General features: G+C 38.7%; 23 protein-coding genes and 1 rRNA gene. 11 read left to right on the top strand and 13 right to left on the bottom strand.

The window, feature by feature from the left end; all coding sequences use genetic code 11:
* Positions 1-11: 11 nt before the first annotated feature.
* Positions 12-386 (top strand): co-chaperone GroES family protein, encoded by a 375-nt coding sequence (locus ESV85_RS19960; protein ID WP_146920770.1) that lies wholly within the window; start codon positions 12-14, stop codon positions 384-386.
* 71 nt (positions 387-457) lie between these two features.
* On the opposite strand, the gene ESV85_RS19955 is transcribed toward ESV85_RS19960, so the two are convergent.
* The 6 genes from ESV85_RS19955 to rocD all read right to left on the bottom strand — a co-directional run bounded on the left by ESV85_RS19955 (position 458) and on the right by rocD (position 7,148).
* A complete protein-coding gene (locus ESV85_RS19955) occupies positions 458-745 on the bottom strand; it encodes a hypothetical protein (protein WP_146920768.1) in 288 nt (95 codons plus the stop codon).
* 295 nt (positions 746-1,040) lie between these two features.
* Positions 1,041-2,234, bottom strand: a complete 1,194-nt coding sequence (locus tag ESV85_RS19950) for a porin (RefSeq protein WP_146920766.1) — start codon at positions 2,232-2,234, stop codon at positions 1,041-1,043.
* A 93-nt stretch (positions 2,235-2,327) separates the two neighbouring features.
* Positions 2,328-3,626 carry an ammonium transporter gene (locus ESV85_RS19945; protein ID WP_146920764.1) on the bottom strand — a complete coding sequence of 433 codons (1,299 nt, stop codon included), beginning with the start codon at positions 3,624-3,626 and terminating at the stop codon, positions 2,328-2,330.
* Positions 3,627-4,144: 518 nt separating this feature from the next.
* Positions 4,145-5,113: a porphobilinogen synthase gene (hemB, locus tag ESV85_RS19940; RefSeq protein ID WP_146920762.1), complete on the bottom strand. Its 969-nt coding sequence runs from the start codon at positions 5,111-5,113 to the stop codon at positions 4,145-4,147.
* Between the two features lie 2 nt (positions 5,114-5,115).
* Positions 5,116-5,769: an HAD family hydrolase gene (locus tag ESV85_RS19935; protein ID WP_146920760.1), complete on the bottom strand. Its 654-nt coding sequence runs from the start codon at positions 5,767-5,769 to the stop codon at positions 5,116-5,118.
* A 107-nt stretch (positions 5,770-5,876) separates the two neighbouring features.
* A complete protein-coding gene (rocD, locus tag ESV85_RS19930; RefSeq protein WP_146920759.1) occupies positions 5,877-7,148 on the bottom strand; it encodes an ornithine--oxo-acid transaminase in 1,272 nt (423 codons plus the stop codon).
* A gap of 72 nt (positions 7,149-7,220) precedes the next feature.
* On the opposite strand from rocD, the gene ESV85_RS22380 reads away from it, so the two are divergent.
* The 9 genes from ESV85_RS22380 (at position 7,221) to ESV85_RS19890 (ending at position 11,219) form a co-directional block, all read left to right on the top strand.
* Positions 7,221-7,379 carry a DUF5522 domain-containing protein gene (locus tag ESV85_RS22380; RefSeq protein WP_191322071.1) on the top strand — a complete coding sequence of 53 codons (159 nt, stop codon included), beginning with the start codon at positions 7,221-7,223 and terminating at the stop codon, positions 7,377-7,379.
* A gap of 102 nt (positions 7,380-7,481) precedes the next feature.
* Complete coding sequence (gene rpmB / locus ESV85_RS19925; RefSeq protein WP_057939354.1) at positions 7,482-7,724, top strand: 50S ribosomal protein L28; 243 nt, start codon at positions 7,482-7,484, stop codon at positions 7,722-7,724.
* A 30-nt stretch (positions 7,725-7,754) separates the two neighbouring features.
* Positions 7,755-7,937 (top strand): 50S ribosomal protein L33, encoded by a 183-nt coding sequence (rpmG, locus tag ESV85_RS19920; protein ID WP_057939355.1) that lies wholly within the window; start codon positions 7,755-7,757, stop codon positions 7,935-7,937.
* Positions 7,938-7,974: 37 nt separating this feature from the next.
* Positions 7,975-8,127 carry a DUF4295 domain-containing protein gene (locus ESV85_RS19915; RefSeq protein ID WP_092900920.1) on the top strand — a complete coding sequence of 51 codons (153 nt, stop codon included), beginning with the start codon at positions 7,975-7,977 and terminating at the stop codon, positions 8,125-8,127.
* Between the two features lie 91 nt (positions 8,128-8,218).
* Positions 8,219-9,175, top strand: a complete 957-nt coding sequence (gene ftsY, locus ESV85_RS19910; protein ID WP_146920757.1) for a signal recognition particle-docking protein FtsY — start codon at positions 8,219-8,221, stop codon at positions 9,173-9,175.
* Between the two features lie 120 nt (positions 9,176-9,295).
* Complete coding sequence (locus ESV85_RS19905) at positions 9,296-10,147, top strand: SPFH domain-containing protein (RefSeq protein WP_146920755.1); 852 nt, start codon at positions 9,296-9,298, stop codon at positions 10,145-10,147.
* A 2-nt stretch (positions 10,148-10,149) separates the two neighbouring features.
* Positions 10,150-10,638, top strand: coding sequence for a hypothetical protein (locus tag ESV85_RS19900; protein WP_146920753.1), 489 nt, complete (start codon positions 10,150-10,152; stop codon positions 10,636-10,638).
* A gap of 3 nt (positions 10,639-10,641) precedes the next feature.
* Positions 10,642-10,821: an Arc family DNA-binding protein gene (locus ESV85_RS19895; RefSeq protein WP_146920751.1), complete on the top strand. Its 180-nt coding sequence runs from the start codon at positions 10,642-10,644 to the stop codon at positions 10,819-10,821.
* Between the two features lie 53 nt (positions 10,822-10,874).
* Positions 10,875-11,219, top strand: coding sequence for a hypothetical protein (locus tag ESV85_RS19890; RefSeq protein ID WP_146920750.1), 345 nt, complete (start codon positions 10,875-10,877; stop codon positions 11,217-11,219).
* 15 nt (positions 11,220-11,234) lie between these two features.
* Here ESV85_RS19890 and ESV85_RS19885 read toward each other — a convergent pair whose 3' ends face one another.
* The gene (locus tag ESV85_RS19885) at positions 11,235-12,728 is read right to left on the bottom strand and encodes a TolC family protein (RefSeq protein WP_146920748.1); all 1,494 of its coding nucleotides are present in this window, start codon (positions 12,726-12,728) and stop codon (positions 11,235-11,237) included.
* Positions 12,729-12,911: 183 nt separating this feature from the next.
* On the opposite strand from ESV85_RS19885, the gene ESV85_RS19880 reads away from it, so the two are divergent.
* Positions 12,912-13,676, top strand: a complete 765-nt coding sequence (locus ESV85_RS19880) for a class I SAM-dependent methyltransferase (protein ID WP_146920739.1) — start codon at positions 12,912-12,914, stop codon at positions 13,674-13,676.
* Here the strand turns inward: ESV85_RS19880 and ESV85_RS19875 are convergent.
* From ESV85_RS19875 to rrf, 6 genes are all read right to left on the bottom strand, one after another.
* A complete protein-coding gene (locus ESV85_RS19875) occupies positions 13,673-14,635 on the bottom strand; it encodes a glycosyltransferase (RefSeq protein ID WP_146920737.1) in 963 nt (320 codons plus the stop codon). The two genes, ESV85_RS19880 and ESV85_RS19875, sit on opposite strands and share 4 nt — an antisense overlap.
* A complete protein-coding gene (locus tag ESV85_RS19870; RefSeq protein ID WP_146920735.1) occupies positions 14,635-15,597 on the bottom strand; it encodes a glycosyltransferase family 2 protein in 963 nt (320 codons plus the stop codon). Before ESV85_RS19870 ends, ESV85_RS19875 begins: the two co-directional genes overlap by 1 nt.
* Positions 15,598-15,600: 3 nt before the next feature.
* Positions 15,601-16,149, bottom strand: coding sequence for a DUF4199 domain-containing protein (locus ESV85_RS19865; RefSeq protein ID WP_146920734.1), 549 nt, complete (start codon positions 16,147-16,149; stop codon positions 15,601-15,603).
* 7 nt (positions 16,150-16,156) lie between these two features.
* Entirely contained in the window at positions 16,157-16,669 is a 513-nt protein-coding gene (locus ESV85_RS19860) for a DUF4199 domain-containing protein (RefSeq protein WP_146920732.1), read from the bottom strand.
* Positions 16,662-17,906, bottom strand: coding sequence for a dihydroorotase (locus ESV85_RS19855; RefSeq protein WP_146920730.1), 1,245 nt, complete (start codon positions 17,904-17,906; stop codon positions 16,662-16,664). Before ESV85_RS19855 ends, ESV85_RS19860 begins: the two co-directional genes overlap by 8 nt.
* A gap of 249 nt (positions 17,907-18,155) precedes the next feature.
* Positions 18,156-18,267, bottom strand: a 5S ribosomal RNA gene (rrf, locus tag ESV85_RS19850).
* Positions 18,268-18,274: the final 7 nt, after the last annotated feature.

Here is an 18,274-nt window from a genome sequence, read left to right as displayed (position 1 = left end):
AATCTCAAGAAATGCAACTAACTGCTGACAATAAACTGAAAAAGCTCATCGTGGTAGGCGACCGAGTTTTAATACGCTTGAAAAAGCCGAATGACAAAACTGGTTCAGGTTTATACTTACCGCCCGGAGTTCAGGAAAAAGAGAAAGTACAGCAAGGTTATATTATTAAAGCTGGGCCGGGATACCCAATCCCAATGCCCACTGAAAACCAAGAGCCTTGGATGGACAAAGACGATCAGGTAAGATATGTACCTCTGCAGGCGAAAGAGGGTGACTTAGCCATCTTTTTATTATCTGGAGCACACGAGATAGTATATGAAACTCAGAAATATTTTATCGTCTCACAGGCAGCTATATTAATGCTCGAAAGAGAACAAGACTTATAAATGAGAAAAGCTCGGAACTATCCGAGCTTTTCTCATTTCTTGCGTTAAATCTCTTTCAGAGATTTAATATTTTAATCTTTCCATACTTTTCTATTTTTAGCTTTAGGCCCCTTGAGTATCTCCTCCTCTTTTCGGATATGCATAGCCTTACGATAGCTCTTTGACTGCTTCCAAACCTTTTGGTTTTTGCGCTTTGGCCCTTTGAGATTATTTGGCACTGGGCTAAATGTTAAAGGTGAGGAATTGGCAGCGAGTTCGCTAGCAGTTGCATTTTTTGCCTTTGGACCTTTTAAGGTAGTCTGGGAATAGCCCAGTACCGATACCATCATTATCGTGATGAACAATACCGATCTTTTCATAACAAGTATAGTTTAAGTTACTCTCACTAAACTATACTTCGGAAGATTAAAAAAGTTACAGCAAATCAGTTTTTTATAGATCTTTTTTGATAAAAAATAAAATTATATTTTATAAATTTTAATAATTATCACTTTTTATAGTTTAAAAATAAACCAAAAATCAGACTCCAAATGTACATATTGATAGAATATGACTTCAAAAAACCCCACTTTTAGACCAAAGTCCCTAAAAAAGAAAAAACCGAGATGAAATTCATCCCGGCTTTTATTATTAACAATAGACCCTGTTTATATTTTAGAATGCAAACACCGCTGCAAGAACGAATGAAGCTAGGCTTTTGCTTGGAGCTAACTTAGTATCGTAGAACAAATTGTCCTCGCTCATACTATCTAATCTCAATTCAGGAATCAAGGTTAGATTGTTTCCAATTTTTGCATTTCCAGAAAGAGTAAGTGCAAACACATTACCATCTCCATTGCCATCAAGACCAACTACACCATCTAGACCACCGTTGAAAACACTGAAGTATTCCCCTCTAAGACCAAGTGAAAAATTTTCTGAAGTAGCTGCCTGAAGATATCCTGCAAAACCATAGAATCCAGAGCCATCTCCTGATTCATCACTAACAGATGACCCGCTGTACATTTCACCAGCAGATGTAGTATTATATGTAGTATTAATACCTAAGAACAAAGACTCCGTCAAATCAAATCCAGTGGTCAAATCCACTTGAAACGTGCTTCCCATTGAAGTTTGACCAGGTACTAAGCTTCCGTTATCCATATCAAGTTTTCCATCCTGATCACCATAAACGAAGTTCAAATAAGTGCTGCTCGCATCAGTTGAATACCCCAATTGCGCTCCTAAGGTATAAGTACCCGCCATATTGAATTCTGTCATATCCGTAGGATTCATTACTGCTGCCATCAAAGACCAGTTGTCAGAAAGAGCAAAATCCGCCTTCAAACCAGTATGGGAGAATGGTCCGTAAGAGAACATGTAAGAAGTAGAGTAATTAAAATTACCAGTTGGAGATATAACCTCGTAACCAAGGAAGGTATTGAAATTACCAAAAGTCAAAGTAACCGCATCACTTACATTCCAGTAAACATACAATTGGTTAACGATTTGAGAACTTCCAGCACCAGTACCCCCACCATACAATGGAGATCCAAAAACAGCATCTTCACCTCTAGGTCCGAAAACCAAATCAGCAACCGCACCTACTTTTTTACCTTCATAAGAGGCAATGATATTTGCCATACCCAAAGAAAAGCCATTTAGGTTAGCAAAGGAAGATGCTGGAGCCAGCGCATTTTCACCTTTACTAGGTGCGTTAAAATTGGTTCGGAAATATGCGTCAACCGAGCCAGAGAAACTGAATTTTGAAGTTTCCTCTTCCTCTTCAATAATAATTACTTCTTGAGCAAATGAATTTGTAGAGCCGATAATCAATAAGGCTACTATTAGTAGTTGAATTTTTTTCATGTTTTTAATAGGTATAGGTTTATAAATAATAATTAGTGTATTAATGCCGCCAAAGAATGAGTATACTCAACTCTTTGGCGGTAATGGGATTGACTATTCGTCGTAAACAATAGTATAACCTCTGATACCATGTTCGTGAGAATCCAATCCGTTACGCTCATGCTCTTCTGATACGCGAATTCCCATTGTCTTTTTAAGAACAAAGAATATAAAGAAGGCTGCAGAGAATGCCGCTACTCCACAAATTGCTACACCAGCCAACTGAGTTAAGAAGGTGTGCTCAGGATTTGTTGAAAAAATACCAACCGCTAGAGTACCCCATATTCCACAAGTCAAGTGAACAGATACAGCACCAACGACATCATCAAGCTTAAGCTTATCAAGTAATACAGCTGAATACACTACTAATATCCCAGCTATAAAGCCTACCAATACTGCTGAGGCTGGATTAATAACATCAGCGCCAGCAGTGATGCCGACAAGACCCGCTAGTATACCATTAAGGATCATACCTAGATCTAGTCTCTTAAAAACTATATTTCCGGCAAGAAAGCCACCAATCCCACCAGCACATGCAGCAAGACAAGTAGTAACTAATACAAAGGATACTAATGCAGGATCCGCGGAAAGAACAGAACCTCCATTAAAACCAAACCATCCTAACCAAAGTAAGAATACACCTATTACTGCAAGTGGAACACTTGAACCTGGCTTATCGACAGTTTTTCCGTTTACATATTTACCAATTCTTGGGCCGACCAAAATCACACCCGCAAGAGCTCCCCATCCACCAACAGAGTGAACCAAGGTACTTCCAGCAAAGTCATAGAATCCCATAGCATCTAATGCTCCACCGCCCCATTTCCAGCTTCCGATTATTGGATAAACAATACCTACATATATTAAAGTAAACGCTAGATAAGCCCACAATTTCACTCGCTCAGCGATGGCACCAGATACAATCGTAGCTGCGGTAGCTGCAAACATAGCCTGAAACAGGAAATCAGTCCAGTAAGTATAACCGCCATCAGCATACCCTACTGTCACGTCAGCATCTGCAGGCGAAAACCAAAACATATTCCAGCCAGCAAAATCAAAACTCAACCAGCCTGGAGTTTCAAAACCAGGATACATCAGGTAAAACCCAACAAAAGCGTAGGACAAAATTCCGATAATAGGGGTAATCGTATTTTTAAATAAAATGTTTACTGTGTTTTTGGCCTGGCCAAATCCAGCTTCCACTCCCGCAAACCCTAAGTGCATAATAAACACCAAGGCTGTGGAAAGCATCATCCAAACATTGTTTGTGGTAAAGAGATTCTGTGAAATCTCAGCTGACAAGTCCATTGTCGCGGCCGCATCTTGGGCCAACAGAGTTACGAAATAGTTCATAGGTTAGATATAGTTTTTAAACGTTTTTCAGAATTTACGATAGGTTTGTGTGACTAATATATAATCGAATGTAATTATATTATTACTAAAAAAACAAATCCATTATTACAAAATAGATATCCAAAAGTGTTTTTTGATGTCAATTTTTATCCATTTTTTACATTTTATGTAAAGAATTAATAAAAAGAAGGTGTTTTTTGAACCAAACTATAAAGAAAATATTATTCGGCCAATATCTATAATATTTTACGAAACCGATTGCTAATTGAGCGATTCAGAACATTCCTAAAAAAAAATAGATGGATTTGGAACAATATTCTTGAAAAAGAGAAAAAACAAGATTTCAACCAAACAGTTGCCTTTTATGAAAAATATAAAAATTCAAAAAAATGATATTTATTTTACCCGACATTCAAAAAAATAGTCAGAATTAGAATAAAATGAATCAAATTCTGACCAATAGGCATAAAAAAACCGGACAATACCGGTTTTTTACTTAATACGTAAAACCAATAGGACTATCTCACCAAACTTGCATATTCTTTGGCAAAGTATGTAAGAATCACCTTCGCTCCAGCCCGTTTAATACTCAATAAGATTTCAAGCATTGCTCGGTCATTGTCAATCCATCCTCTTCCCGCAGAAGCCTTCACCATACTATATTCTCCTGACACATTATATGCAGCTATTGGCAAGGGGAAGTTGTCATTTAACAACTTTATAATATCCAAATAGGAAAGGGCTGGCTTCACCATTAGAAAATCTGCTCCCTCCTCCGTATCCAAATCTCCTTCGATCAAAGCTTCTTGAGAATTAGCAGGATTCATCTGATACGTCTTTTTGTCTCCAAATTTAGGTGCAGAATCCAATGCATCACGGAAAGGTCCATAGAAGGCACTTGCATACTTCGCTGTATACGACATTATAGAAGTATCAGTAAAACCACTTTCATCCAGCAACTCGCGTATGTAACCCACTCGCCCATCCATCATATCTGAAGGACCAATGATATCTACTCCAGCATCAGCCTGAGCTAATGACATCCTTGCCAAAATCTCCAAGGTATCATCGTTGATGATTTTGCCGCCTTTCACCAAACCATCATGGCCATCGCTACTGTAAGGATCCATAGCTACATCAGACATCAGACAAACCTCAGGGAACTCCTTTTTGATTTCGCGAAGCGCCTTTAGGTAGAAAGTTTCTGGATTATAGCTCTCTGATGCAATAGTGTCTTTCAAACTATCTGGATAAGCCGGAAACACATCAAACGCCTGTATACCCAGCTTCATACAAGACTCTATCTCGGAAAGCATGGTATCTAGAGAGTGTCTATATATCCCTGGCATGGAATCAATAGCTACTTTCTTTTTCACACCATCCACCAAGAACATTGGGAATATCAAATCCCTGACAGAGAGACTAGTCTCTTCTACCAAGTTTCGCACCGCTTCGGATTTTCGATTTCTTCTAGGTCTTCTTAGCATGATTAATTGAAAAGTTGTTGAATCTGGTTAAGATCTAATTTTTTGTAGTCGTCTATATATAAGTCACATTTTGGCAATTCAGCAATTGTATGGCTAGAAAGCACACCAACCACTTTCATCCCTGCATTCAATCCCGCACTTGCTCCTGAGAAAGAGTCCTCAAACACCAAACAGTTCTCAGGTTTCACTCCAAGTTTAGCTGCACTTTTTAAATATACTTCTGGATCGGGCTTATGCTTTGACACATCTTCTGAAGCAAGCTGAGATTGCATTAGTCCCCCAATTCCAAGCGTACCAATAATCAAATCCAGATTAGCCCTAGGAGCAGAAGTAGCAACAGCTGTGAGCATATCCTCTGATTTCAACTTCGCAAAGAACTCCCTAAAACCCGATATGGGATCTACTTCAGACTTATAGATATCTCTGAACAGCCCTTCCTTCTCGTCTTCAAGCAAAGCCAATTCCTCCCCCTCAATTTTCCTACCTAGGAAATGACTCAAAATATAACCATTGTTTTTCCCATACATATGCTCAGCATATTCAGCTTGAGAGGGATTTAGATTTCTCTTTGCGAAAAATTTCTGGAAGGCAACAGAATGAAATGGATTGGTATGACAAATCACTCCATCCATATCAAAAATGACAGCTTTTAACATGTATTGGTTCAGTTTTAAGAGTTGCAAAATTAAGCATAAGACAATAAAAAACCCTCCCAAGTTCCAAAAACACAGGAGGGTTAATTGAAGCAGTCAATTACTCCCTTTTACTTTTCAAAAGAAGATATTGTCTTCTCTATAATATCACAGCACTCATGAATCTGCTCTTCAGTCATCACAAGTGGTGGAGCAAATCTTATGATATTCCCATGAGTTGGCTTAGCCAAAAGTCCATTATCTTTCAACGCGACACAAATATCCCAAGCAGTGCTACTTTCTTCAGAATCATTAATCACCACAGCGTTTAAAAGCCCTTTGCCTCTTACCAGTTTAACTATGGAATATTTATCAACTAACACTTGCATACGATCGCGGAATATTTCTCCAAGCCTTCTAGCGTTTTGAGCTAAGTTTTCATCTGAAACAACGTCAAGTGCTGCCATAGCGACTTTGGCACCAAGCGGATTTCCACCGAAAGTAGAACCATGCTGCCCAGGCTTAATCACATCCATAATATGAGAGTCAGCTAAAACAGCCGATACTGGGTAAAATCCTCCAGAGATGGCTTTGCCTAAGATCAACATATCCGGTTTAACATAAGTAGACTGCTTTTCACAAGAATTTTCACAGGTGCAATTTCCGCACACTGCCAAGAGTGATCCTGTTCGTGCAATACCAGTCTGGATTTCATCAGCAATGAATAATACATTTTTTGCTTCGCATGCTGCTTTTGCTTCTTTTAAATAATTTGGACCCGGCACATACACACCCGCTTCTCCTTGTATAGGCTCCACTAAAAAAGCAACTACATCCGGATCATCAAGAACAGCTTTTAATGCATAAATATCATCGTAGGGAATCTTGACAAATCCTGCTGTATATGGGCCAAAGTTTTTTCGTGCATTTTCATCATTAGAAAACGAGATGATTGTGGTAGTTCTTCCATGGAAGTTATTTTCAGCCACTAAGATCTTAGCTCGGTTTTCATCTACACCTTTTCTCTCGTATCCCCATTTCCTTGCAATTTTAATAGCAGTCTCTACTCCTTCAGCGCCCGTATTCATAGGAAGCACTTTATCAAATCCGAAGTAGTCAGTGATATATTTTTCAAATGGACCAAGCACATCATTATGAAACGCCCGAGAAGTCAAAGTCAAAGTGCCAGCTTGCTCTATTAAAGCGTCCTTGATACGAGGATGACAATGTCCTTGGTTTACGGCAGAGTAGGCAGACAAGAAATCGTAATAACGCTTTCCTTCTACATCCCAGAGAAAAACCCCTTCTCCCTTTGCCAACACCACAGGTAAAGGATGATAATTATGTGCGCCGTATTTATCTTCTAATTCTATTGCTTGCTTACTGGATGTGATAGTCTGCATGTTTTTCGTAATTTTGTGTACTATAATAAGGACTCGTCAAGTCCAAATATAGCAAATGCCATTACCCCAACCATGAAAGACAGCAAGAAGCCTCTCCCAACACCTAGATTAGGTTCGGAAGACTTTTATTTTAATGAGCAGGGACTGATGGTTTTTACAAAAAATTATCACCTAAAACGTGGCTATTGCTGCGGAAGTGGCTGTAAAAACTGCCCATATCCAAAAGGTTGAGATAAAAGGGAATATTTTTGAAACGCATTGTTGCAAATCCCCGAAAAGTTCCGATATTTGCAGACTCATTACAGAAACGGATACAATTTACTATACATTACCATGGCAAAAGTTTGTGACATTACCGGAAAAAGACCTCGAGTAGGTAACAACGTCTCCCATGCAAACAACAAAACTAAGCGTAGGTTCTACCCTAATCTTCATAAGAAGACGTTCTACGTTCCAGAAGAAGATGCATGGATCACTTTGAAAGTTTGTACTAAGGCATTGAAGACTATCAATAAGAAAGGTATCACTGCAGTTTTGAAAGAAGCTCAGGATAACGGGATGATTGTAATCAGATAATCAAGGTCACGACCCCTAAATCAATAAAAGATGGCTAAGAAAGGCAACAGAGTACAAGTGATTATGGAATGCACGGAGCATAAAGCTTCTGGCTTGCCAGGTACTTCAAGATATATCACTACAAAGAATAGAAAAAACACTACTGAGAGATTGGAATTGAAGAAATTCAACCCAATCATGAAGAAAGTAACTGTTCATAAAGAAATTAAGTAATTTAGCTCGGAAGCAATTCCGTTAAAACGACAAAACCATGGCTAAGAAAGTAGTAGCAACCCTTAAAAAAGAAGGTGGCGTGTCTTACGCCAAAATCATCAAGGCGGTAAGATCTGAGAAGACTGGCGCTTATACCTTCAGAGAAGAAATGGTTCCTTCCCCTTTGGTACAGGAAACCTTGAAAAAATAAGTTGCACATCGCAGCATAAGGCATTCTAGTCCCTCTGTCCATCGGTCAGCAGGGACTTTTTCGTTATATTCCACTTTTAAAATGCATAAGTATGGGAATCTTTGGTTTCTTTTCAAAAGATAAGAAAGAAAGCCTCGATCAAGGCCTTCAGAAATCAAGCGAAAATATTTTCACAAAACTCAGTAAAGCCGTTGTAGGCAAGTCCAAAGTGGACGATGAGGTTTTGGATGAATTGGAAGAAATTCTAATCACCTCTGATGTGGGGGTGGATACTACTATTAAAGTTATCCGAAGAATCGAAGAGCGAGTAGCCAAAGACAAATATGTCAACACTGCTGAACTTGACGTCATTCTCAAGGAAGAAATCGAGAACCTTCTCAAAGAAAACAACTCACAGGATCTCTTTGACTTTGATCTTCCTGAAGGTAAGAAGCCTTATGTGATCATGGTAGTTGGAGTCAACGGGGTAGGCAAAACCACCACTATCGGGAAACTTGCCAATCTTTTCCAGTCTGCTGGAAAGTCAGTAATCTTGGGCGCAGCCGATACCTTTAGAGCTGCAGCTGTAGATCAGTTAATTCTCTGGGGAGAAAGAGTTGGCGTGCCTGTAGTTTCTCATGGCATGAACACTGATCCCGCTTCTGTAGCATTTGATGCGGTAAAACAAGGGGTGGATACCAATGCCGATGTGGTCATCATCGATACTGCAGGTCGACTTCACACGAAAGTCAACTTGATGAACGAGCTTGGGAAAATCAAACGCGTAATGCAGAAATTTATCCCTGATGCTCCTCATGAAATTTTATTGGTGCTAGATGGATCCACAGGACAGAATGCTTTTATTCAAGCCAAGGAATTTACGAAAGTGACTGAAATTACCGCTCTTGCCATTACCAAACTTGATGGCACAGCCAAAGGCGGGGTAGTAATTGGTATCTCTGATCAATTCAAAATCCCAGTCAAATACATAGGTGTAGGAGAAAAAATGACTGACTTACAGATTTTTAATCGGAAGGAATTTGTCGATTCACTCTTCACGAAGAAATAATAAAACCACATCCAATTTAATACCCCGACCAACATCGGGGTATTTTTTTTTCGTAAAACTTGAACCAACCTAATTTTTTTTTCGTAATTTAATATGATATCATTTTAACATCATAACAATATGGAAAAGATTACCAAACCTATGTCAGGATATTTCATGATCCTGTTCGTTCTTGGACTTATCATTTTTGCAGTAGCACTTTTTATTCAGCAAATCATGATAGTAGTCGGTATTTTATCGGTTGTGACAGCTTTGATCTGTCTTGGTGGGTTCTTTATAGTAGAACCAAATAAATCGATGGTTATGTTACTTTTTGGCAACTACAAAGGAAGCGTGAAAGCCAACGGGTTTTACTGGGTCAATCCTTTCATGACCAAGAAGAAAATATCTCTTCGAGTGAGAAACTTCGAAAACAAACCAGTGAAGGTAAATGATAAAATTGGTAACCCTGTAATGATAGGAACCATCGTAGTCTGGCAAGTGGAAGATACTTTCAAGGCTACATTTGATGTGGATGATTATGAAAATTTCGTCCATTTACAATCTGACGCAGCCATACGCAAAATGGCAGGACTATATCCATATGATAATTTTGAAGCTGAAGGAGCTGAAATCACTTTGAGGTCAGGAGTTGAAGAGGTCAATCATTCCTTGGAAAAAGAAATTAGCGATCGACTGTATCACGCAGGGATTAAAGTGATCGAAGCCAGAATTTCACACTTGGCTTATTCCTCAGAGATCGCATCGGCGATGCTCCAAAGACAGCAAGCTACAGCAATCGTAGCAGCACGTCATAAAATAGTAGAAGGTGCAGTCGGAATGGTAGAAATGGCTCTGGCCGATCTCAAGATGAAAGACATCATTGAATTTGATGATGAGAAAAAAGCAGTGATGGTATCTAACCTCATGGTGGTACTTTGCTCTGACAAGAGCGCAACTCCAGTGCTAAACGTCGGGACATTAAATCAGTAGCAATGGCTAATCGAATTTTCAAAGAAAGCCAAACTTATATAGGTACTTGGGTCATGTACTTTATCATCTTGGCAGAGGTGCCCATACTGATATTATTGATTGTATTGTACGCTACTTCGGAAGACAAGCAAGAAATGGCGATTGCATTAGGAGTAGTTCTTGGCACAATGGCCTTGATTCTTTCCCTAATTCTGAACCTGAAGCTGGAGACTAGAATAGATGATGACAATATTTCTTTTAGGTATTTGCCCTTCATCAGAACATGGAGGCAATACCCTAAAGCGATAATTGCCTCAGCTGAGGTAATTAAATACAGTCCAATTTCAGATTATGGAGGATGGGGAATTAAGGGAAACAAAACGACCAAGGCATACTCAGTGCTCGGTGATGAAGGCATTCTTTTGGATGTGGGAGAAAAGAAAAAAATATTGATCGGAACGATGAAGTCTAAAGAACTTACAGGCTTTATAGAAAACTGGATGGAGGAATAAATTATGCCAAAGAAGAAAGCATTTGCACTACGGCTGGATGAGAACATGATGAAAGCGATCGAAAAATGGGCCGCAGATGAGTTCCGTAGTACCAATGGACAACTTGAATGGGTCATTCGTGAATCGCTTAAAAAAGCTGGGCGCCTACCTAAGGGAGATCCAGGGAATTCTAATTTAGAATAAACCAGATCGAGTATTTATCTGTTGTATCTTTGTCACATAACTCGAGAAAATTCATGAAAAAACTAATCTATGCATTTATACTTTTAGGAGGATTGATATACTTATCTCCATCTGAAGTAATGGCACAAGTAGTAAGCACCTCAACTGCAGATGCAAAAACTCAAGAAAAAATAGAGAAATCAAAAGTTCAACTCGAAAAGTACAAAGAGGATCACCGCAAAGCAGTCGAAAAACTTGCGAAAGCAAGAGCTGACTATGACAAAAAGAACTCAGCAGGGAAGCTTTCTCCAAATGACGTGGAGAAAATCACCAAAAAGATGAGTAAGCAATCCAAGTCCATCGAGAAGCTTGACAAAAAGATGCGTAAGCTAGAAGAGTACATTAAAAAAAATACCTAAGTACTCATTGTTTTGCTAATCTAATTCAGGTCTATAGAGCAATGTCTCATTTTCGAAATCATACAAAGTGAGTGCTCTTAACTCATAATAGGCTACCCAAAAATCCTGCAAGGATGTATAAAAGGCTCTTTTATTAGAGTCTTTTTCATTTTGTGCTATGTTGAGATTGGTAATAGTCACATTTCCTGTCTGGTATCTTCTCAGTGCGATATCATATCTGCGTTGAGCGACGTCATCCGATACTTTACTCACATTTAGGCGATCTTTGATCATTATGAAAGTCTTCACTTGAGTAAAAACTTCTTGTTGAAAATTAATCAACTCCTGGTCTACAGTATATTCTACTAGCTCTTGGTTAGCCATTGCCATAGACATTCTTGCCTTATTTCTACCCCAGTCTAATATTGGAACCGAAAGCCCTAGACTTACAAGTGCTTGAGTGTTGGGATTCTGATAGAGGTCAGGAAAATTAAGCGCCGCATTATTATAGCCATACCTAGCATTTAGGAGCACTTGGAAACGCTCTCCTTTTGCCTGAGCCACCTGAGATTCAGCCACGGTTTTCTGTCGATCAAAGCCAATTGCCTCAGCTCTGTTTTGAAAAGCAAGCTCAATTGCACGATCAACATCTACTTCAAAATCAGGAATATCAACAGGTGAGATTAGATTCAGCTTGGAAGATTGATTAAGTCCAATAAATGAATTCATTGCAAAAGCTGTCTTTTCTAAAGATAGTTGTGCTTCTGCTCTTGCCTGCTTAGCATTTAGCACCTGTAATTCTATTTGCAAAAGCTCATCTTCAGGAGTCACTCCCATTTCATTCCGTTTCTTTTCTATGGAGAAAATATCTTCCGTATTCTTTAGATTCGTAGTAGCAATCTCTGCATTAACCTGTGCGATTAAATAATCAAAATACAATTGGGTCACGTAGACAGAAACCCCTTCCATATCCGCCACATATTCACGCTTGCTCTCTTCATACAATAAAGGCTCAATCTTTTTTTCCCATTTGAATCGATTATAAGCAAAAATTGGCTGTTGCAATGCCACACTTACAGGTACGCCAGAATACTGGGTCTGTGGCTCGCCTGGAAAAGCAAGGAAATTATCAAACCTATTGGTAGAAGTATTCACCGAAACAGTCCCACCTGTTGCTCCTATTACTTGCTCTAATCCCAATCCCAAATCCATCAGGTTTTGTTTCACTTCGAGAAATTCAATAGAACCATCTGGTTGAGTAATTTGATTGTAGGATTGATAATATTGTGGAATAGTCCCTGTCAATCTTAATTGAGGATTATAGTCTGCCTTGAATAATCTGTACTGCCAATAGCTATTCTCTCTAACTGTCTTTATTCGGAGTGCATATGAAGAATTATCCTTGGCATGCTGCACCACTTCTTTTAAGGTAAACGTAGTGGCTTCTTGAGCTTGCGCAAAATTGAAAGCTGCTCCCAAAGTAAGAGGTATAAAAAAGGACTGTAAAAAAAGTAATCTCCTGATCTTCATAAAGGCGAATTTTTGGATTTTAACTGAAGAATTATTCACATCAACTAAAATACTGATTGATTCCCCACAAACAAGAGAGTTATTATACTTGAATTCATAAAAAATCTAAAAAAAGTAAAACATTCACTTTCATTACGCTCCTTTTGGCCCTTTGCTTAACTTGCAGCCTGATTACAATCAATCATGAAATCTATTATCAGTTTCGTTATTCGCTACGTCCCAAGGCCGCTATTACAGAGAGTTAGTCCTTTAGTGATGAAAGTTTTTGCTCAGATGAATTCTGGTAAAGATGTCACTTGTCCTGTATGTGATCATAGCTATAAGAAATTTCTCCCATACGGTCGAATAGCAAGAGCAAATGCACTTTGCCCAAATTGCTTATCACTGGAGCGTCATCGCTTGATGTGGCTTTTTCTTAAAGAAAAGACAGACTTTTTCACAGCTCCACTTCGAGTGCTTCATGTGGCGCCGGAGCATTGCTTTATTGAGAGATTCGAAAGGTTGATAAATTTAGATTACATCACAGCAGATATAGAATCGCCTTTGGCAAAAGTAAAAATGGATGTACACGACATTCCTTTCCCAGAAAACAGCTTTGATGTAGTTTTTTGTAACCATGTCTTGGAACATGTGGAGGATGACATTAGGGCTTGTGCTGAGTTCAATCGTGTTTTGAAACCAAGTGGATGGGGGATACTCCAGTCGCCTGTCTATCCTATCGAAAAGACGTTAGAAGACAAGAAAATCACAGACCCAGCAGAACGCGAACGCATATTTGGGCAGAGAGACCATGTCCGAAAGTTCGGAAAAGACTATGCTGAGCGTTTGAGAAAATCAGGATTGTTGATTGAAGAAAACCATTTTGTAAAAGAAATCTCCTCAGCTATTGTTAAGCAAAACGCACTCCCATCTGAAGAAGTGATCTTTGTTTGTAGAAAGGGTAATTAACCTTTTACATATTTCCTAAAAAGCTCCAAAGGCAATCCAAGTCCATAGGACCAAAGCTGCAAAACTGAAGTGAACCAACTTAAAATCCCGACTTTAGCTGACTTATTTTGCACTGCAGAAGAAATAATAACGCCTACACTCCATATTATAAACACACCTGTACTGAGTAGAAATAGTAGTTTATTCACAAAAAAGAAAAAAGGGATTGAAAGACTAAACAGCAAAAAAGCTGTTGGCAACCAGTGAACCAACTTTATAGCTCCAGGATGGAACCTGGATACATTCACTCGATTCCTCCCAAATGAAAAAGCTTGCTTGGCAAATGATGTAAGCGTGTTTTTACGTTTGTGATACACGAAAGCATCCTTTACCAATTCTAGCTTGAATCCTGCTTTCTTAATACGAATACTCCATTCTATATCCTCTCCTTGATTTGGATCTACAAAACCACCAGTAGCTTCAAATACTTTTCTCGATACTCCCATATTGAACCCACGAGCTTGGTATTTGGCAGGATCTTTCATTTTCCCACGAATTCCACCTGTGGTCCAAAAAGATGTCATTGCGAAATCCATTGCTTTCTGCAAAGCCGAAAAATCCTTATCCGCAGCATCTGGCCCACCAAAAGCATCAAGTTTTCTGATGTCAATAGCTCTTGCTAATTCCTGCAAATAATCTTTTGGTAAAATCACATCAGAATCAAGAATGACAAAAAACTCACTCTTGGCGATCTTCATCCCATTGTTTCTGGCAAAACCTTGCCCTGTATTCGCCTGTACTAAATATTGGAATTGGAGTAGATCGTCAAAACTGGTAATCACTTTTTTAGAATCAATAGTGGACCCGTCCTCGATCACTACAACTTCAAAATCCGCAATGCTCTGCTTGGTGAGACTATGAAGTAATTCACGTAATTCGTCAGGTCGATTAAAAACCGGTATGATTACCGAGAACTTCATCAGAAATCGAAGTTAATCTCCTCGTCAATTTTATACTCAGCTTCTTTGGATTGGTTAGAGGTCATTAACTCGGCTATGAACCCAGTTACAAATAACTGCACGCCTATAATTAAGGCCACCAGTGCCAAAAAGAATAAAGGCTGATCGGTAATTTCCCGTACTTTATGTCCTTTGCTTAAGCCATATACTTTCTCAAAAATCAACCAACAAGTGATTATAAATCCTGTGAAAAAAGAAAAGCTTCCTAAGAATCCAAAAAAGTGCATCGGCTTCTTTTTGTAACGATGTACAAAAGAAACGGAGATCAAATCCAGAAAACCATTTAAGAATCGCTCTATTCCAAACTTAGAATAGCCGTATTTTCTAGCTTGATGCTGCACCACTTTCTCTCCTATCTTCCCAAAGCCATTCCACTTAGCAAGTAAGGGGATGTATCTGTGCATTTCTCCGTAGATATGGATGTTCTTCACTACTTTAAGTCGATAGGCTTTCAATCCACAATTAAAATCATGCAGTTTGATTCCTGAGATCCAGCGTGTCACTCCATTAAAAAATCGTGATGGTATAGTCTTCCCTAAAGGATCATGACGATCTTTTTTCCAACCAGACACCACATCAAATTTTCCCTCAGTGATCATTACATACAGGCCAGGCATTTCGTCTGGGCTATCTTGTAGGTCAGAATCCATAGTAATTACAACATCACCGCAGGCTTTTTTAAAGCCGGCATCCAATGCAGCGGATTTCCCATAATTTCTGGTAAAATTGATGCCCTTTACCTCACTAGATTCTTGGGAAAGTGAATTAATAATCGCCCATGAATTATCCGAGCTTCCGTCATTTATATAAATCAATTCATAAGAAAAGCCGTGATCATGCATGACACGGCTAATCCAAAGAGTTAATTCAGGCAGAGACTCCTCTTCGTTAAATACAGGAACTACAACTGAAATTTGGGTCATAATTTAATAATCGAGAGACTTGTCTCTCTTCTTTAGGATTGCTCCCAAAATTAAGGCAATAATTGCATACACAATAAGTCCAATACCAAAACTCTTTATTTGACCAGCTAAGGTAAAGCTTCCAGCGGTACTTTTTCTTATTTCTTCAAGCATAGCCGGGTCCATAGCATCTGGATCTTGACCGAATTTTTCCATCATGGACAAACTAGTCTCAAACGCCTGATCTGCCAATACCCCAGCAAGGGAAGGATCAATCACATGAAATAAAAGGAGTTGCCCTATTAAGCTAATCAAACCCGAAATCACCATAGTAACGAAGCTAAAATTAAATGCAGTTCCAAAACTCATGAAACCTCCTAATTCAGTTCTATACTGGGCACCAAAATATATAATCAATACAAAGAACATGACAAGAGCCACTAGTCCAAACCATCCTGACCCTAAAAGTGTGGCATCAATAAAATATGCTATAAAAGTAAGCGCCAAAGATACCAAGCCGATTGTTAAACCAGGCTTAATTGCAGCCTGAAAAGGAGATTGTTGCTCTTCCATAAGATTATTAGTTAGGATTTTTTCTTAAAATAATTGAAATAATAATAGTAAAAAAAAGACCAGGGATGATTTTCCATAGGGCATCATTCAAAGCTATGTCCCACGGCACCATATTTTTGATGCTTTCCAGCGTCATGTCAAATGAATTCTCACCTACCTGAGCGACAATAGATTCCCTGTTGGTGGCCAATACATCAAGCTTCGAAATCTTAACTTGATCAAACAAATCAGGATTTATTAACAACACAAGCCATATTCCACCCAAGGAGATAATGGCTTCCAACATATAGGCAACAAATCCTACTGACATGCCTTCCGCAAAAGACAGATAGCCATTGTTACTATATTCCTTGAAAAATTTGATTGCTAGAAATATTGCTATGGGAGTAATTACATAACCAAAAACCAGGTTAAGATTAGTTGGATCTGGATACAAAAAAGAAAGTGTGATAAATGCTATAATACTTAAAGCTCCGGCGATTCCACCAAACTTGTATGCTGAACTGAAGAATCTATACATTAACTTCTATTAATTGCCCTTTTTGAATTACGTATTTTACTTGACCTTTTAATTCATTTCCATACCATGGAGAATTCGAAGAAAGTGACTTGTTTGATTTCTCATTGTAAGTCCATTCAGCTTCTGGATCAAAAATTGTCCATGACTTAGTCAGGTTATGAGGCAAAATGGATTCTGGGCCAGATGTGATTTTTTCAATTAATAAATCCCAGCCTAATTCTTTTTCTAGCAAGACTAGTGCAGGAAGAAATGTCTGCAAACCGACCATGCCGAAATTAGCTAAGTCAAATTCCATAAACTTAGAATCACGATCTTCTGGTTGATGATTACTGACTAAGGCATCAATTGTTCCATCCTTTATACCTTCCAATAAAGCAATCCGATCTGATTCCCCTCTAAAAGGAGGTAATACTTTAAGATTTGGGTCAAAATCCATCAAATCTCCATCAGAAAATAACAATTGGTAAATTGATACATCGGCGGTCACATTAAGCCCCTCTGACTTTGCTTGTCTGATTAGATCTACTCCTTTTGCAGTATTGATTGTTTGAAAATGAACACGTCCTCCAGCATATCGGAGTATCTCTAGATTTCTCTGGATTGCAACATCCTCAGCTAGATTTGGAATACCCTTTACTCCTAGCATTGTTGAATTTTCTCCCTCATGCATATGTCCAAAAATTGCTAGTAAAGGATCGTATGCATGATCAAAAAGAACTCCATTAAATTTCTGGAGATATTGGAGGATCTTCATGTAACGATCTCCATTGGATAGAGGCTTGATACCTTCTCCAAAAACAGATACCCCAGACTGATGGTGCATATCTAGAATCTCAGTGAGATTTTCACCGTCAGTATTTTTTGTAACTGCACCCTGGATCAAAAATTCAGGAGTATACCGTTTTGCACGATTGAGAACAAAGTCTACATCTCCCTTAGACTGGATTACAGGATCAGTGTTAGGCAAAATCACTGCAGCAGAAAAACCACTAGCTACTAAGGAATCAGCAAGGCTTTCTATTGATTCCTTATATTCATGGCCAGGTTCACCCATACTACATCTGAGATCAATCCAACCAGCAGACAAGAGCCAACCACTTGCATTAACTTCCTTATTAAATTCCGATGAATTGCTATTGGCAACAAGTGTAAATTCTCCTTTTTCAAAAACGTAATCTTTTGGTTGTGATAAACCATTAGAATTAACAATACGGAGACCTCTAAATAGAATGGACATTCAAATTTGGCTTTGATGCAAAACTGCAATAATATTCTAAAAATGAAAAATGTAAATTCAAATAGTATCGAAAAAGCCTAAATATATAATTCGTATATAACCCCAAAAACTCTTACTATAAATAGCATAAGGACTTGTAAATTAAAGCTACTGCTATTTATTCCTTTGGAGAACTACTATATGTGGAATAGTGTACGAAAGTCTAAAAAACCAAAAAGCCCTTTGGAATGAACCAAAGGGCTTGAATAAATGAGGCGGCGACCTACTCTCCCGGGTGTAACCCCAGTACCATCGGCGCTGCAGGGCTTAACTTCTCTGTTCGGGATGGGAAGAGGTGGGACCCCTGCGCTAGGCCGCCTAAATTGGAA

Origin of the sequence: Algoriphagus aquimarinus (genome assembly GCF_007997215.1) — a bacterium.
In the GTDB taxonomy this organism is placed as follows: domain Bacteria; phylum Bacteroidota; class Bacteroidia; order Cytophagales; family Cyclobacteriaceae; genus Algoriphagus; species Algoriphagus aquimarinus_A.
The sequence above is the reverse complement of the archived record's forward strand: the minus strand, read 5'-3'. Positions and strand labels throughout refer to the sequence as shown.

Bases quoted from the DNA above. Each gene is read 5' to 3' on its own strand.
- ESV85_RS19960 (WP_146920770.1), top strand. From the start codon at position 12: ATGCAACTAACTGCTGACAATAAACTGAAAAAGCTCATCGTGGTAGGC.
- ESV85_RS19955 (WP_146920768.1), bottom strand. From the start codon at position 745: ATGAAAAGATCGGTATTGTTCATCACGATAATGATGGTATCGGTACTG.
- ESV85_RS19950 (WP_146920766.1), bottom strand. From the start codon at position 2,234: ATGAAAAAAATTCAACTACTAATAGTAGCCTTATTGATTATCGGCTCT.
- ESV85_RS19945 (WP_146920764.1), bottom strand. From the start codon at position 3,626: ATGAACTATTTCGTAACTCTGTTGGCCCAAGATGCGGCCGCGACAATG.
- hemB (WP_146920762.1), bottom strand. From the start codon at position 5,113: ATGCTAAGAAGACCTAGAAGAAATCGAAAATCCGAAGCGGTGCGAAAC.
- ESV85_RS19935 (WP_146920760.1), bottom strand. From the start codon at position 5,769: ATGTTAAAAGCTGTCATTTTTGATATGGATGGAGTGATTTGTCATACC.
- rocD (WP_146920759.1), bottom strand. From the start codon at position 7,148: ATGCAGACTATCACATCCAGTAAGCAAGCAATAGAATTAGAAGATAAA.
- ESV85_RS22380 (WP_191322071.1), top strand. From the start codon at position 7,221: ATGAAAGACAGCAAGAAGCCTCTCCCAACACCTAGATTAGGTTCGGAA.
- rpmB (WP_057939354.1), top strand. From the start codon at position 7,482: ATGGCAAAAGTTTGTGACATTACCGGAAAAAGACCTCGAGTAGGTAAC.
- rpmG (WP_057939355.1), top strand. From the start codon at position 7,755: ATGGCTAAGAAAGGCAACAGAGTACAAGTGATTATGGAATGCACGGAG.
- ESV85_RS19915 (WP_092900920.1), top strand. From the start codon at position 7,975: ATGGCTAAGAAAGTAGTAGCAACCCTTAAAAAAGAAGGTGGCGTGTCT.
- ftsY (WP_146920757.1), top strand. From the start codon at position 8,219: ATGGGAATCTTTGGTTTCTTTTCAAAAGATAAGAAAGAAAGCCTCGAT.
- ESV85_RS19905 (WP_146920755.1), top strand. From the start codon at position 9,296: ATGGAAAAGATTACCAAACCTATGTCAGGATATTTCATGATCCTGTTC.
- ESV85_RS19900 (WP_146920753.1), top strand. From the start codon at position 10,150: ATGGCTAATCGAATTTTCAAAGAAAGCCAAACTTATATAGGTACTTGG.
- ESV85_RS19895 (WP_146920751.1), top strand. From the start codon at position 10,642: ATGCCAAAGAAGAAAGCATTTGCACTACGGCTGGATGAGAACATGATG.
- ESV85_RS19890 (WP_146920750.1), top strand. From the start codon at position 10,875: ATGAAAAAACTAATCTATGCATTTATACTTTTAGGAGGATTGATATAC.
- ESV85_RS19885 (WP_146920748.1), bottom strand. From the start codon at position 12,728: ATGAAGATCAGGAGATTACTTTTTTTACAGTCCTTTTTTATACCTCTT.
- ESV85_RS19880 (WP_146920739.1), top strand. From the start codon at position 12,912: ATGAAATCTATTATCAGTTTCGTTATTCGCTACGTCCCAAGGCCGCTA.
- ESV85_RS19875 (WP_146920737.1), bottom strand. From the start codon at position 14,635: ATGAAGTTCTCGGTAATCATACCGGTTTTTAATCGACCTGACGAATTA.
- ESV85_RS19870 (WP_146920735.1), bottom strand. From the start codon at position 15,597: ATGACCCAAATTTCAGTTGTAGTTCCTGTATTTAACGAAGAGGAGTCT.
- ESV85_RS19865 (WP_146920734.1), bottom strand. From the start codon at position 16,149: ATGGAAGAGCAACAATCTCCTTTTCAGGCTGCAATTAAGCCTGGTTTA.
- ESV85_RS19860 (WP_146920732.1), bottom strand. From the start codon at position 16,669: ATGTATAGATTCTTCAGTTCAGCATACAAGTTTGGTGGAATCGCCGGA.
- ESV85_RS19855 (WP_146920730.1), bottom strand. From the start codon at position 17,906: ATGTCCATTCTATTTAGAGGTCTCCGTATTGTTAATTCTAATGGTTTA.